Source organism: Paenibacillus sp. NPDC058898 (assembly GCF_049316025.1).
Taxonomy (GTDB): Bacteria; Bacillota; Bacilli; order Paenibacillales; family Paenibacillaceae; genus Paenibacillus_AQ.
Map to the genome: position 1 here is coordinate 44,675 of NZ_JBMOSM010000012.1, position 14,266 is coordinate 58,940.

Below are 14,266 nucleotides of genomic sequence, written 5' to 3' on the forward strand. Positions count from 1 at the left end.
ACGTATAAGATATATTCCATTGTAACGGACGAAGTTTAAACCCCGGTTAAATGTAGTTAAAAAATGAATGGAACCTGGCAAGTGGTGTAACGTTGAGCGGGATACTGGGATTTTGATATACTGGAGAAAGCGACTTTACAAACCGCTGTATTACATCAACAGGAGGGATTTCAGAATGGCCAATCAAACTTTTACCGATGGGCCTACTTTGAATGACGGCGTAAAAATGCCGTGGCTGGGTCTTGGCGTATGGAAGACCAAAGAAGGCGAAGAGGTTATTCAGTCCGTAAAATCAGCAATCGCTGCAGGGTACCGCAGCATCGATACAGCTGCCATCTACGGCAATGAAGAGGGCGTAGGGCAAGCCATTCGCGAATCCGGAGTTTCGCGGGACGAGCTGTTCATCACCACCAAGGTGTGGAATGATGACCAGGGGTATGAGAAGACGCTGCAAGCCTTTGAGACGAGCCGCAAGAAGCTCGGGCTGGATATCGTTGATTTGTATCTCGTGCATTGGCCGGGAAAAGATAAATACCTCGATACGTGGAAAGCATTGATTCATCTGCAAAAAGAAGGACTCGTGCGTTCCATCGGGGTCAGTAACTTCCAGATCCGCCACCTGCAGCATATCATCGAGGAAACGGGTGTCGTACCGGTTGTCGACCAAGTCGAATTGCATCCGCTGCTCTCCCAGAAGGAGCTGCTAGGGTATGCACGCGAGAATAATATCGTCCTGGAAGCGTGGAGTCCGTTGATGCAGGGCAATCTTGATCAACCAGTGCTCGCGCAGATCGCGGAGAAATACGGAAAAACCACGGCGCAAGTCATTCTGCGCTGGGATATTCAGAATGGTGTCATCGTCATTCCGAAATCGATTAAAGAGCATCGCATTCGCGAAAATGCGGGCATCTTCGATTTCGAGCTTTCGGCGGAGGATATGGCAGCCATTGACGGCTTGAACCAAAACAAACGTTTTGGCTCCAATCCGGATGAAGTCCTGTTCTAAATTTCGCTTCCATATAAAAAGAGCGAGCACAACCCGGAATGAGGGAAGTGCCCGCTCTTTTTTACGTTATTTATCAGGATAGAGTTCCTCTTGCAGTTATCGTTCTTCGAGCCCATCCACAGGAAACAAAGGTTCACCAATCGTACCGAGCTTTCCCTGTATTAGATCTTCGTGCAATCTTTTCAGCCAGTTCAGGTCGGTCTTGGCATGTTCATACATCCCGATCATCAGATGCTGGGCGCTGCGGGGGACGATATGTTGGTGTTCCACGTATAATTGATATGCCTGGTTCACCCGATGCTCTGTTTCCCGGATACGGGACTGCAGGATCGGGGCCAGAACGGCCGGGTCCGCGAGTCGCGAGAACGGCAGCGCAATATAGAGCGGGTGATGCACGGGCTCGATGTCCCTGAATTTTTTGAGCAGCAGCTGCTCAAAAAGCTTGCGTCCGGCATCCGTGATCCGGTAGATGGTTTTGTCCGGGCGGCTATCGCTCTGTATGGTTTCCACTGCTTCGATATATCCGTTCTCGGCAAGCCGGTCTACCGCGTAATAGAGAGAGCCCATCTGAAGCTTCGTATACTGATCCATGCCGCGATCCTTCATCTTGATCCGGATCTCGTACGGATGATGGTCTCCTTCCAGCAGCAAGCCCAAGATGGCCAGCTTCATCGACATGACATTAGGCTCCCTTAGCCTTGGCAGGCACGGTCACCCGCTCGTTGCCCATCATGAGCACAAACACGAGAGCCAGTACCGCCGGGACAAGCGCCCACAAGAACGTATTCGCAATGGAATCCGCCAAGGAAGTCGTAATCTGTTCACGCACGTTCGGCGGAAGCTGCCCCATCACTTCAGGTGAAAGAACGGCATCCGCATTTAACTCGGCACCGGCCGGCGCGTTTCCTCCGGCTTCAGCAAGTCGGCTGTTCAGGCCGTTGCGCTGGATGATCCCGAAGATCGTAATCCCCACCGTCATGCCGAAGGAGCGAAGGAAGGAGTTCGTCGATGTTGCCGCGCCACGCTGTCTGGCATCAAAGTTATGGATGGAGGCCATGCTGAGCGTGGAGAACGAGAAACCGACGCCAAAGCCGGTCAGGACCATGAAGATCGTCAACAGGTAGCGCGGCGTATCTGGGCTTATCGTGCTCAGGCAGAAAATGCCTGTGATAAAGCACAAGACGGACAGAATCATGATGTTTCTAAACGAGGTCCGGGTCGTCAGCATACCGCCGCCTTGGCTGCCGAATACGCTGCCGAGCATCATCGGCATCAGAATGAGGCCCGAATTGGTTGCTGATCCACCGTACACGCCGCTAACAAAAATCGGGATGTAGATGGTTGCCACGATAAAGGTTGCTCCATAGAACAAGGCAACGATATTGCTCGAAGCAAACAGGCGTTTACGAAACATTTCGAACGAAATAATGGGTTCGGCTGCCCGGGTCTCTGCGAACAGAAACGCAATAAACAGAGCGATGAATCCCCCGAACAAACCTAGAATTTGCGGTGAGTCCCATGCATAGGTTTGCCCGCCCAGTTCCAGACCGAACATTAGGCAGATGATTGCACCTACAAGCGTTGCGGCTCCCGTCCAGTCAATCTTTTGCTTGGCATGGGAACGGGTCTCCTTATAGGAGGTCATGATGAAAATAAAGGATACAATCCCGATTGGAACGTTGACATAGAATATCCATTCCCAGCCAACGCTATCGGTAATAAAAGCACCCAGCAGTGGTCCCATAATGCTGGAGGTACCGAATACGGCACCGAGCAAACCCGTCATTTTACCGCGCTTCTCCGGCGGGAACAGGTCAAACACGATGGTAAACGCAATCGGCATTAGAGCACCGCCGCCGATTCCTTGAATCGCCCGGTAAATAATAAGTTCTGTCATGTTATTGGCCATCCCGCAGAGGGCGGAACCGATCAAGAAGACAACCAATCCGAATATAAAGAACCGTTTCCGCCCGTACATATCGGACAGCTTGCCGAAGATCGGTGTGCCGGCCATTACGGCAACCATGTAGATTGAGGTTACCCAGACGACTTGGTCAAAGCCCTGGAGATCGCGGATAATCGTCGATAAAGCCGTGGCTACAATCGTGTTATCGATGGCGGCCATGAAGATGCCGAGCAGCAGACCGGCCACGACCAATTTGATGTTGCTTTGTTGTGCATTCATGTTAAGAATACTCCTTTTCCATATTCAACTATGTACATATTATTCAAATTTGAATAATTCGGTGGTTATATTGTAGCCGGATTAACAGATGTTGGCAAGATGTTTAATGGCACTGCCTGTCTCTACATTCTGGACAAGAAAAAACAAGGCCAACCCAAAGCTTACGGGATGACCTTGCAATAATAGGGAATCGGCTGCCGGGATGCCTTCGCGTCAAGACACGCTGTTAGCTGCTTCCAGTTAATACTTAACAGTTCATCTGCGGCGATTTGGGATCCAACTGCATAAATTCGATCCGATTGCCGTCCGGGTCCCTGGCCCAGCACTGCCAGTTGAAGTCTTTTCCTTGGACCGGCGGGACGTCGAGTTTCACGCCCTGATTGCGGAGATGATCCGCGATGCGCTCGATATGTTCCACCTCGAGGCAGAGATGGGAGAATCCGACGGGCCGTTCTACTTGCTCCGGTTTCTGTTGCCCACCGTAAAACAATTCGATAAACTGTCCGTCACGCACCTTAATGTACTCGATCCAGGGTTCACCTTGATCGTTAGGAATATCAAAAGCACGGGTGAAACCAAGAATATCACAGTAAAAATGCAGAGACTTCTCCATATCGGCGACATCGAACGCCAGATGGGCGATTCCTTTAATCATGACAGCATTCCTCCTTGGTATGTATCAACGCTTAAGGATCAGGCGAGTTCATAAATCTATTGTAGCTTATTCTGTATACGCTTCCATATATATTTGGAAAATCGGAGGAATAAAACCGGCTGTTATTCTTCGCTGAGTCAGCGCCCGGTTGAGTCAATCCGGGATACAACCGTAGCCTGCTATTGTTATGCCCTCATGCAGATGCCAAAAACCCAAGACCTGCTAAAACAGGCCTTGGGTTAGGGTAATCATCGTATTACGAAGTCACAGTTAGCATTGCCTACACGCAGGCAAAAATCTTATTCGTAGGTCAGGCTGTCCAGAATTTCCTTCACGCTCAGTTCAGCGCAAGCCATGGAAGTATCGGCAACGCCATAATACATCTTCACGACATCGCCATCGACCAAAGTGCCGCAGGAGAAGACAACGTCTCCGAAGAATCCGTTCTTCTCATAATCGGCTTCCGGCTCCATGATCGGTTGATTGGAGCGGGCGATGACTTTGGAAGGATCGTTCAGATCCAGCAGCAGGGCACCCATGCAGTAGCGGTGATCCAACGTTGCGCCATGGTACAGCTCCAGCCAGCCTTTTTCCGTGCGGAATGGTACGGCACCGCCGCCCATGCGGCCGCTGTCCCACATGCCGTTGCGCAGGCCTGCGAGATGTTTATGGTTGCCCCAGTATACGAGATTATCGGATTCGGCGATCCACATTTCCGGGTTGCCTGTGCTCTTGGTCGTAGGACGGTGCAGCGCATAGTATTTGCCGCCGATTTTCTCAGGAAAGATCAGCACGTCCTTATTGTCCGGTCCGAAAATCATCCCGTGATGCGTAAAGTTCACAAAATCCCGGGTCGAAACCATGGATTCACCTACGCCTACCGGAGATACAGCGGAGAAGTAGATGTAATACGTATCGCCGATCTGTGTAACGCGCGGGTCTTCGATACCGAAGGTTTCCAGCGACTGCGCGGGATATACCAGCGGCTTGTCGTCGATGGTAAAGCGATGCCCGTCCGTGCTGCGTGCCACTCGAATATAGGATAAGGAAGTCAAATATTCGAAGGTAGCGCTGTGATTCACATTGCGAATGACACGGGGGTCGGAGAAATCATAACGAGCATCGTCGGTACGGAATTCCAAAATGTCCAGCTCCTGTGTTTCTGCATTGAATACAGGCGCTTTGACAATCATCGGATCGGCGCTGATCGGGCGCTCCGCGACCCGAAGCAGCAGCAGCACTTCGCCGTTATATTCGGCAACGCCTGCGTTAAAGGCGCCAATCACTTCAAAGCCGTCATGATACGGCTTCACGTCGGCCGGTGTAATCAGAGGGTTCTCCTCATATCTGTATATATTCATGGTTGTTTACCCCTATCCAATATTCTTATTTATTTTGAGTTTGTCGTCGCACCCTAAAAGGCAGGAAACGGAAACCGATCTGCTTACTGTTCAAATTGGAGGAACGGATCCCGGATGGTTATGCGATGCGCTTCCGCATCGCTGATGCCGGCATAGAGATCGGCGGTTCCGTCTGCATGGCGAACGAGTCCTCCGCTAAATACGACGTCAACCAAATCCGGACGCTTGGTTTCACCCGGCAAGAATTCGGCACGTACGGCAATCAATTCCATATCGCAAAACTCGCCTGTCTGCGGGTCTAGCGCAAACACCATCGGATAATAGTGGCGCTCCCCGGCTTCGTCGAAGCTTGCCACATGGCCAAGCACGCCGACAAGCCCATTGCTCAACAAGTGCAGCTCGTTGGCTCCGCCCCATTCCGCATCGATGAATTGGTCAGCCAGAAGGGGGGCCTCGTTAACGAGTTCTACCGTCACATCCTCCAGCGAGCTCACCTTAGTAAACCCGATTTTACCTCGGCCGCCTTTTTCGCCTTGGGGACGGGTGAACACGCCGATTTCGCCGCCGGCCAGCTCCGTGAGGCGTAAATCCTTCATTGCATCGGGACCCGTGAAGAATAGGGAGAGCTCATTCAGCGTTTTGCCTTTCCGGAATACGGTTCTCCACATCAGCGCATTCTCCATCGTGGGGTGAGGAAAGATTTCAACGCCACCCAGAACCAGTTCGCCATGGATAAAGGTGAAGAACGGATCCTGAAGCGTAAAGACTGGGGCTCCTTCATTCGGTACCCAGATGCCGTCCTGCTCCACGAAGAAGCGGATTTCCGAATGCTCGCTGTCTCGCGATTCCACCCGGCCCGCAATGACGGTGACTCCATCAATCCGGAAGGGCGCCGTGATATTATATACATCTTTGTCGCCTACACCCGAAAACGAAAGCTTGACCGGGTTCTGAACCGTGGATTTCTTGTTTTGATATTCTTGCAACAGGGTTGCGCATGTTTTTACAGAGGATTTATGCAATGCCACCGTATGATGCCTCCTTATATGAATCATAAATAATTGCGTGTTAGGATACCCAGACCGCAGCTGTGTGCGGTGGGATTTCGATTACTGATCCGCCGAGGGATGCCATCTCGCCGCTTGCAGCAGCCAGCTCCAACCTCTGGGAGGACCAATTGGATAGGTCCAGCTGAAGCGGCTGATCAGCGAATTGAAGGACAATGACGGCTTCCTCGCAGCCGGATCGTCTGGTATACGCGATTGCCGATCCCTCCAATTGCTCCAGCTTTACGTAATCACCGGAGGAGAGGGCAGCATGTTGGACTCGAATCGAGAGCAGCGTTTTATAGAAAGAATAAATGGAATCCGGCTGCTCCCGTTGCGCTTCCGCATGGATGTGTTCGTGCCCTGGCCCCATCCCGATCCAAGGAGCCTGATCAGAGAAGCCACCGTATCGACCGCCATTCCATTGCATGGGGGAACGGGAATGGTCGCGGCTCTTGACCCGGGCCAAGTCCAAAGCCTCCTCTTCCGTTTTTCCATTCTGAAGTGCGGCTTCGTAGTGGCTGAGGCCCTGGATATCTCTCATGTCCTCGATCCGGTGCGCGATATGGTTCCTCATCCCGATCTCGTCGCCATAGTAGATGAACGGAATGCCCTTCGCCGTTAACATGAGAGCTGCCATCAGTTTGGCTCTCTGCTCCTCAAGCTCCGTATCGCCTTTGCCAAATCTCGAGATGTGGCGCTGCATGTCATGGCTGCTGAAGAACAAGGTAGGGAGCTGATCGGATGCGTGCTGGTCTTCCATGCGTTTAATCTCATTAAATAAATCCTCCGGCCGAAATTGCTCCTGGCTTCCCAGGTTGAAGTTGAACACCACATCGAGAAGGCCGCTGCCGCTGTAACGGCGCAGGATGTCCATATCCTCAGAACCGACCTCACCTACCATAAAAATGCCTTCCCGCTCATGCACATAACGGCAAATGTCGCCGATGGCTTCCACAATCCCGTCTTGGTTCTGATCGTACCGGTGAATTTGTTCGCCGTTGTCATCTACCGGATTATCCTGGAAATCGCCAGAGACCTTAAGGAAATTGATGACGTCCAACCGGAAGCCGTCGATTCCCTTATCCAGCCAAAATCCCATAACATCCTTCATGGCCCGCCGGACTTCCGGGTTGGCCCAATTCAGATCCACCTGTTCCTTGGCAAAGGCATGGTAATAATACTGTCCCGTGCCTTCATCCCATTCCCATGCGCTGCCACCAAAGAAGGACTCCCAGTTATTCGGTGTCCCTTGATGAACGGGAGACTTCCAGATATACCAGTCGCGCTTCGGGGAAAGGGTAGAGGATTTGGACTCCTGGAACCAGGCATGGGCTGATGAGGTGTGATTCAGCACGAGATCCACAATGACCCGGATGCCCCGCCGATGAGCTTCATGAATGAAACCATCGAAATCTTCCATCGTTCCGTATGCCGGATCGACAGCGTAGTAATCCGAAATATCGTAGCCATTATCGATCTTGGGCGATGGATAGAAGGGAGTCAGCCAAATACCGCCGATGCCGAGTTCCTTCAGGTAATTCAGCTTGGAAGTGATCCCCTTAAAATCTCCGAGGCCATCCCCGTTGCCGTCGCAGAAGCTTGGCAAGTAAATTTCATAAAAGACGGTTTCTTGCCACCACTTTTTTTGGTTTCTGTCCATACGTTTCCACTCCCAGATGAAAGCTGTTTTCATCCCTTTATTTAAGAGAAGCCCAGATAGGCAGGTTGTAAAGTACAGACCCTCATATTCGAGCTTCCTGCAACGTTCCGATGCGCCTTTTGAAGCCAACGGCGTTTTATTTGAGACTGAACTGCATGCCTTCCTTGAATTTTTTGCCGAAGATCGCGAACATGATAATAATCGGCACGGTGAGCAGGACGGATGCCGCATAGAGCGGACCCGGGTAACTGCCGTATGGCCCGAACATCTGGGACAAGAGTACGTTGAGCGTCAGCATGTTGTCGCTGCGGACAACGATCATATCCCATAAAAGCTCGGTCCAGCGCTCCATCAGCAAGAAGAGGAAGATCACTGCAGTGATGGATTTGGACATGGGCAGCATGATTTTGTACAAAATCTTGAAGTCCGATGCCCCATCCAGCTTCGCTGCTTCGATAAAAGCATCCGGCACGGCTTTAAAAAAGTTGGTGTACATGAAGATCGCCCATAAACTGACGGCTTTTGGAATGATCATCGCCCAGTACGTATCGTAAAGTCCGACCTTCTGGATAATGAGAAAGTTCGGAATCAAGAGAATGATCGCCGGGAAGAACATATGGAACAACACAAAGTTATTCACGGTGTCGCGTCCCCGGAATTTCAATTTGGACAGCGCATAGGCCACCATGATTCCGAACAGCATCATAAGGAAGGTGGAGGCTACCGAGACGATGACGCTGTTGAAGAAGGCGTTCATCCATGGCCGGGCAATGCCAACCTCGCCCCCGGTAAGAAGCCATTCATAAGATTTTAAAGAGAATTTGCTTGGAACGAGCTGCCTGTCTACCTGCGCCCAATCGGCAAAAGAGTTGAGCACCATGTACAAGTAGGGGTACACCATGACGAGAAGCAGAAGGGTTGCCAGTACATAGCGGCCCGCGAGACGACGTTTACTATATTTCTTAGACCCAACCATTTCGTTTCCCCCAGCTTTCCAGCAGTTTACGAATCACGAAGATGGAGATGAACGTTACGATGGATGCCATAATGGCAATCGCAGACGCATATCCGGCTTGCAAGTTCGTAAAGGCTTGATTAAAGATTTCCATCTGCCATGTATTGGTTGCAAAGTTCGGTCCGCCGCCTGTCAGCTGGTAAACTTCCGTGAAGATGCCGAAGGTTACGCCGAACGAGAGAATGAGTGTTGTATACAGGGCAGGGTACAAGAGCGGCAGCGTGATTTTCCAGAATCGCTGCCTGTCGGTTACCCCATCAATGGCAGCTGCTTCATAGACTTCCTTATCAATGCTTTCAAGCCCCGAAGTCAGGATTAAGGCGTAATAACCCGTGAACTTCCAGGCCAAAATCAGACCGACGATAAACAGCGCCGAGAACGGTGAGCCGAGCCAGTCGATATTGATCCCGAAGGTGCCTCTCAAAAATTCATTGACCGGACTGTTGTAGGACAAGAAGCCTTGTACAATCAGGGAAGCAACAACGCCTGAGGACAGATACGGCAGGAAGAAGCCGATCAGGTACACGCTTTTGAACTTGGGCAATCCCTGAATAACAACAGCGACGGCGAGCGACATGGCGGTTACCAGTGGAACAAACAGCATCATGAACTTGTAGGTAACCCAGAAGGCGGATTGCACCCCGGGTGCGGCCATGGCCTTCCGGAAATTATCCAGCCCTACAAAATCAAATTCAGGAGCAATCAGGTCCCAATTCGTAAAAGAAAGGTATAAGGACCAAAGGAGCGGTCCCAGGAAAAATACCAATCCGAAAATAATGTAGGGACTGGCAAAAAGCCAGCCCAACTTATTGTTTTGCTTATTAATCATGATTAAAGTTCACCTTCAATCGCTTTCTTCATGTTATTCCAACCGGTTTGCGGATCGATTTCTCCGCGGATGACCTTATTAAATGCTTCTTGTCCAATCAAGGTTTGAAGCTCATTAAACTTCGGATTATCCATGGCTGGAACGCCTTTGGACACCGCTTCCGCATAAGGAGCCAGTTCCGGTTTCTCGGCGAGGATCTGCTTGAAGCCTTCCACTTCGTTCAGATCATCGCGCGCCGGAGGCAGGTTGGTTTGCTTGAACCATTTCACGTCATTTTCCTCGTTGGAATAAACCCATTTCAAAAATTCGGCGGCAGCCTGCTGCGATGCTTCCGGAGCTGCGGAGAAGATAACTAGGCCTTTTGCGTCCGCGTAGGTTTTTGCATCTGCCGGATCCATATGATCCGGTACCGGAGGCAGGGTCAGGGTGAAGTTTTCTCCGTATTTAAGTTCAGGATATTTTGTTGCCCACATATCGAATGTCCAAGGACCGATATCAGTGAATACCCCCGCACCGGTTTCGAATGGATCGGTTGCATTCTGCGCCAATACACCACCAGCTTTACGAAGGTCATCAACGAAAGTCAGCATTTCCACCCCAGCTTTATCGTCCGCGACAAGGTTTTGGCCTTCGATAAATTTGTTGCCGTCCGAAGCTGCGTTGTAGAGCAAGAAGAAATCGAACCAGCGTTTCCAGGCCGTAGGGTCTGCAAGGTCGGCGCCTTTAGCCCACATATATTTATCCGGATATTTCGCTTTCAGCTTCGTTGTGGCTTCCAGAACTTCACTGTACGTTTGAGGCGGCTCATTATATCCGATCTCTTTCAGGAAATCCGTACGCCATCCGATCAGCATCGGGTTAGAGTAGATCGGCAATACATATTGGTGGCCGTCCGCGAATTCCCAAGGAGCGATCGTTTCGGTCATGTTACGGGACTCGACCATTTCCTTAAATTGCGGCAGTTCATCAAGAGCTACAAGCGCTTTACTATTGGATAGCTGCGCGGCGAATCCGCGGTTAATATTCTCAGCTACCGTCGGTGCATTCCCGCCTGCGATGGATGCCTGAATACTTGCCTCAGAGCTTGGTGATTCTTTAATCGCGCTAACGTTTACCTTTACGTCCGGATTCACAGTTTCGTACTCTTTGGCCATCTCTTGCCAAAATGCTTGCTGCGGCGGGTTAGGTGCCGCCCAGAATTCGACGGTGGTTACGCCGTCTGCGCTTTGACCGCCATTGCTGCCGCCGTTGCCGCAAGCGGCGAGTACCGTTCCACCTACCAATGAGATTGCTAGAAGCAAAGAAATTCTTGATTTTTTCATATTGACCCTTCCTCCTAAATGCAAGATGTCTACCAAACGTTGACACTGCTATTTTTGTAACGTTACAAAATAGGATTACTAATTACTGAAAGCGTTGTATTCACATTATTATTCATGACTAATAGTTTTGTCAACGCTTTAACCTGCGAAATACAACAAACAATTAATTCCTGTGAGGTAGATCACATGAATATATTACTTTACATAATTATTTTGTAACGTTAAAATAATGTTTGTAATGTTCGGGCAAGAGCTTTCAAATCTCTGTTTGTTTTCGGTATAGTATGATGAGAATCCATTCGTCCTATACAACTATTCTTACTATAAAGAGAAAGGAACGTTATCCTTGACCAAGCCAAAAGTTACGATGCAGGACATCGCAGACCACTTGCAAATCTCCAAAAATTCGGTTTCGCAAGCACTATCAGGTAAAGGCGGTGTCAGCGAGGAGACGCGCAAGCTCATCATGCAAACGGCCGATGAGCTGGGCTACATCTATACCGGAAATCGCAAGCGATCCTCGGATCAAGAGGACAAGGAAGAATCTACAGGCAGTATTGCTCTAGTAGCAACGGATTTTGCCTTCTCTATGCGGGGCTTTTTCGGGGAAATCTACCTTACTATAGAAAATGAAGTGCAGAAGAGAGGGAAGAAGCTGCTGATCCAATCCATTTCCCAGCAGATGATGAAGGATCAGACGCTGCCCCCTTTTATCGAGGGAAGGGAAGTCGACGGGATCTTGATCCTTTCGCATCTTAGTACCGAATATATGAACACCTTGATCGATACCGGTATTCCTACCGTGCTCATCGATCATCACCATCCGGATGTGCAAGCCGACGCTATTCTTACGAACAACCGGTTCAGCGCCTATCATGTCGTTAAGTACCTCTATGAGCTCGGGCATACACGCATCGGCTTTGTCGGCAATACTTCCTTCTCCCCGAGCTATTATGAACGTCTGGAAGGGTTCCGGCTTGCCCATCATGAACTCGGCATTGAGCTGCACCCGAAATGGATTCTTAGCGACGCGCTGGAAGATCAGGAATTTATGGAGAAGCGGCTGCAGGGGCTGGACGAACAGCCTACTGCCTGGTTCTGCGTGAATGACGGTCTCGGGTTTATCGTGAATTCGACCATTTATAATATGGGCTATCAGATTCCGCGCGATATTTCCATTGTCAGCTTTGATAACGGACAGCTTTCCAGGTTGGCTACGCCCAAGACAACCACCATGGGAGTGGACCTGAGACTATTCGGCAAAACGGCGATCCGGCAGCTGTTCTGGCGAATGAAGCAGCCAGACGCGCCGCATATGGAGCTGCTGCTACCAACAACACTTATTGAACGCGATTCGACATCGGCTCCGCGCAATTAACATAAATGATTCGATGATTTCGAGATGGAGGCATTCACAATATGACCACTCAAGCACAAGAACAAGCTGTACAGGCATATGAACGATGGCTGAACAGCGGGGTGATTGACGAAGCGTCCAAGGATGAGCTTCGCGCTATTGCACATAACAAGAGCGAAATCGCAGACCGTTTCTATAAGGAACTGGAATTCGGAACCGGCGGACTGCGGGGCGTGATCGGCGCAGGCAGCAATCGTATCAATATCTATACCGTGGGGAAAGCAACCCAAGGGCTTGCCGCTGCGCTAAAGCAGGAGTACGAATCGCCTTCGGCGGTGATTGCGTACGATTCTAGGCATTTTTCTCCCGAATTTGCGCTTGAAGCGGCACGGGTGCTCGCAGGGAATGGCGTTAAGGCCTATGTATTTCAAGCTCTCCGTCCGACGCCTGAATTGTCTTATGCCGTGCGGCATCTGAACGCAGAGGCGGGAATCGTGATTACCGCAAGCCATAATCCACCGGAATATAACGGATATAAGGTGTACGGTCCGGACGGTGGGCAGATTACGCCCGATACGGCAGCCAGAGTGATTGAGGAGATCGGGCATGTCGCTTCTTTTGAAGAAATCCGTAAGTTGGACCGGGCAGAGGCGGAAGAGAGCGGCCTGCTCGTATGGCTCGGCCAAGAGATCGATGATGCTTATACCCTCGCCGTTGCAGGCATAAGCCAAAATCCCGGAATCCTACCTGAAGCCAGCAGCAATTACCGAATCGTATTTACGCCGCTGCATGGAACCGGTAACGTTCCTGTACGTGCTGTTCTAAAGCATCTAGGTTTTCAGCATGTGGATATCGTGCCGGAGCAAGAACAACCGGATGCCAATTTCTCAACCGTGCAATCGCCTAACCCCGAAGAACATGCCGCATTTGAGATTGCCATTGCCCAGGCCAAGGCATGCGCGGCTGACCTCATTCTGGGAACCGACCCGGATGCGGACCGCATGGGGGCTGCCATTCAGAATGATCAAGGACAGTATTTCATCCTTAGCGGCAACCAGTCCGGTGCCATCATGGTGCACTACTTGCTGGAATCCATGAAGAAAAAAGGAACGCTTCCGGAGAATGGCGCGATCATCAAGACGATTGTGACCAGCGAAATGGGAGCTGCCATCGCGGCTGCATACGGCATGACCGTCTTCAACACGCTGACTGGATTTAAATACATTGGGGAGAAAATGACGCAGTTCGAGAAGACCGGAGCGTTTACCTTCATTTTTGGTTATGAGGAAAGTTACGGTTATCTTGCCGGCAGCTATGCTCGCGATAAGGACGCTGTCGTTGCAGCCATGCTCATGGCCGAGGCGGGTGCTTACTATAAAACGCAAGGTAAGTCTTTATATGAAGTGCTCCAAGAGTTGTACCGAACCTACGGCTATTTCGCCGAGAAGCTGGAGACGAGAACGCTTAAGGGCATTCAAGGTATACAGCTGATTGCAGGCATCATGAGCGCTTGGCGTGAATCGGCACCAAGCGAAGTGGCGGGGATTGAACTCATCGGAACCGAGGATTTCAGCCGGGGACTGCATGGTCTGCCGCAAGAGAATGTGCTGAAATTCCATCTTGCCGACGGCAGCTGGTTCTGCCTTCGTCCGTCCGGCACGGAGCCGAAGATCAAGTTGTATTTTGCTGTTCAGGGCAGCAGGTATGAGGATGCACAGGCTAAGATCGCTGCGCTTACGGAAGATGTAATGGCTCGAATTGATGTTTATATCGAACAGCATCAGACATAGAAAAAAGGACTGGACCTGATCGTTCGCTGAAGAACGG

General features: G+C 50.7%; 12 protein-coding genes. 3 read left to right on the plus strand and 9 right to left on the minus strand.

All coding sequences use genetic code 11. From position 1 onward, the window contains the following. Nucleotides 1–175: 175 nt before the first annotated feature. Nucleotides 176–1,006, plus strand: a complete 831-nt coding sequence (locus tag ACOZB4_RS25925) for an aldo/keto reductase (protein ID WP_076322322.1) — start codon at nt 176–178, stop codon at nt 1,004–1,006. A 96-nt stretch (nt 1,007–1,102) separates the two neighbouring features. Here the strand turns inward: ACOZB4_RS25925 and ACOZB4_RS25930 are convergent, their stop codons facing one another. The 9 genes from ACOZB4_RS25930 to ACOZB4_RS25970 all read right to left on the minus strand — a co-directional run bounded on the left by ACOZB4_RS25930 (nt 1,103) and on the right by ACOZB4_RS25970 (nt 11,082). Next, nucleotides 1,103–1,684 (minus strand): PadR family transcriptional regulator, encoded by a 582-nt coding sequence (locus tag ACOZB4_RS25930; protein ID WP_379410916.1) that lies wholly within the window; start codon nt 1,682–1,684, stop codon nt 1,103–1,105. 4 nt (nt 1,685–1,688) lie between these two features. Further along, a complete protein-coding gene (locus tag ACOZB4_RS25935; protein WP_379410912.1) occupies nt 1,689–3,191 on the minus strand; it encodes an MDR family MFS transporter in 1,503 nt (500 codons plus the stop codon). Between the two features lie 247 nt (nt 3,192–3,438). Continuing rightward, the gene (locus tag ACOZB4_RS25940; RefSeq protein ID WP_339269950.1) at nt 3,439–3,846 is read right to left on the minus strand and encodes a VOC family protein; all 408 of its coding nucleotides are present in this window, start codon (nt 3,844–3,846) and stop codon (nt 3,439–3,441) included. Between the two features lie 299 nt (nt 3,847–4,145). Beyond that, nucleotides 4,146–5,207, minus strand: coding sequence for a glycoside hydrolase family 130 protein (locus ACOZB4_RS25945; RefSeq protein WP_379410907.1), 1,062 nt, complete (start codon nt 5,205–5,207; stop codon nt 4,146–4,148). A gap of 83 nt (nt 5,208–5,290) precedes the next feature. Next, nucleotides 5,291–6,262 (minus strand): MTP-1 family protein, encoded by a 972-nt coding sequence (locus ACOZB4_RS25950; RefSeq protein WP_379410905.1) that lies wholly within the window; start codon nt 6,260–6,262, stop codon nt 5,291–5,293. Between the two features lie 13 nt (nt 6,263–6,275). Then, nucleotides 6,276–7,916: an alpha-glucosidase gene (locus ACOZB4_RS25955; protein WP_379410903.1), complete on the minus strand. Its 1,641-nt coding sequence runs from the start codon at nt 7,914–7,916 to the stop codon at nt 6,276–6,278. 136 nt (nt 7,917–8,052) lie between these two features. Then, the gene (locus tag ACOZB4_RS25960; protein ID WP_379410899.1) at nt 8,053–8,892 is read right to left on the minus strand and encodes a carbohydrate ABC transporter permease; all 840 of its coding nucleotides are present in this window, start codon (nt 8,890–8,892) and stop codon (nt 8,053–8,055) included. Continuing rightward, a complete protein-coding gene (locus ACOZB4_RS25965) occupies nt 8,879–9,757 on the minus strand; it encodes a carbohydrate ABC transporter permease (RefSeq protein WP_235201867.1) in 879 nt (292 codons plus the stop codon). Before ACOZB4_RS25965 ends, ACOZB4_RS25960 begins: the two co-directional genes overlap by 14 nt. 5 nt (nt 9,758–9,762) lie before the next feature. Beyond that, complete coding sequence (locus tag ACOZB4_RS25970; protein WP_339269957.1) at nt 9,763–11,082, minus strand: ABC transporter substrate-binding protein; 1,320 nt, start codon at nt 11,080–11,082, stop codon at nt 9,763–9,765. 346 nt (nt 11,083–11,428) lie between these two features. On the opposite strand from ACOZB4_RS25970, the gene ACOZB4_RS25975 reads away from it, so the two are divergent. Both ACOZB4_RS25975 and ACOZB4_RS25980 read left to right on the plus strand, forming a co-directional pair. After that, nucleotides 11,429–12,460 carry a LacI family DNA-binding transcriptional regulator gene (locus ACOZB4_RS25975; protein WP_379410895.1) on the plus strand — a complete coding sequence of 344 codons (1,032 nt, stop codon included), beginning with the start codon at nt 11,429–11,431 and terminating at the stop codon, nt 12,458–12,460. A gap of 41 nt (nt 12,461–12,501) precedes the next feature. Continuing rightward, a complete protein-coding gene (locus ACOZB4_RS25980; protein WP_379410892.1) occupies nt 12,502–14,229 on the plus strand; it encodes a phospho-sugar mutase in 1,728 nt (575 codons plus the stop codon). Nucleotides 14,230–14,266: the final 37 nt, after the last annotated feature.

What these genes read in the sequence shown, in the direction of transcription:
- ACOZB4_RS25925 (WP_076322322.1), top strand. Translation starts at nt 176, where the DNA reads ATGGCCAATCAAACTTTTACCGATGGGCCTACTTTGAATGACGGCGTA.
- ACOZB4_RS25930 (WP_379410916.1), bottom strand. Translation starts at nt 1,684, where the DNA reads ATGTCGATGAAGCTGGCCATCTTGGGCTTGCTGCTGGAAGGAGACCAT.
- ACOZB4_RS25935 (WP_379410912.1), bottom strand. Translation starts at nt 3,191, where the DNA reads ATGAATGCACAACAAAGCAACATCAAATTGGTCGTGGCCGGTCTGCTG.
- ACOZB4_RS25940 (WP_339269950.1), bottom strand. Translation starts at nt 3,846, where the DNA reads ATGATTAAAGGAATCGCCCATCTGGCGTTCGATGTCGCCGATATGGAG.
- ACOZB4_RS25945 (WP_379410907.1), bottom strand. Translation starts at nt 5,207, where the DNA reads ATGAATATATACAGATATGAGGAGAACCCTCTGATTACACCGGCCGAC.
- ACOZB4_RS25950 (WP_379410905.1), bottom strand. Translation starts at nt 6,262, where the DNA reads ATGATTCATATAAGGAGGCATCATACGGTGGCATTGCATAAATCCTCT.
- ACOZB4_RS25955 (WP_379410903.1), bottom strand. Translation starts at nt 7,916, where the DNA reads ATGGACAGAAACCAAAAAAAGTGGTGGCAAGAAACCGTCTTTTATGAA.
- ACOZB4_RS25960 (WP_379410899.1), bottom strand. Translation starts at nt 8,892, where the DNA reads ATGGTTGGGTCTAAGAAATATAGTAAACGTCGTCTCGCGGGCCGCTAT.
- ACOZB4_RS25970 (WP_339269957.1), bottom strand. Translation starts at nt 11,082, where the DNA reads ATGAAAAAATCAAGAATTTCTTTGCTTCTAGCAATCTCATTGGTAGGT.
- ACOZB4_RS25980 (WP_379410892.1), top strand. Translation starts at nt 12,502, where the DNA reads ATGACCACTCAAGCACAAGAACAAGCTGTACAGGCATATGAACGATGG.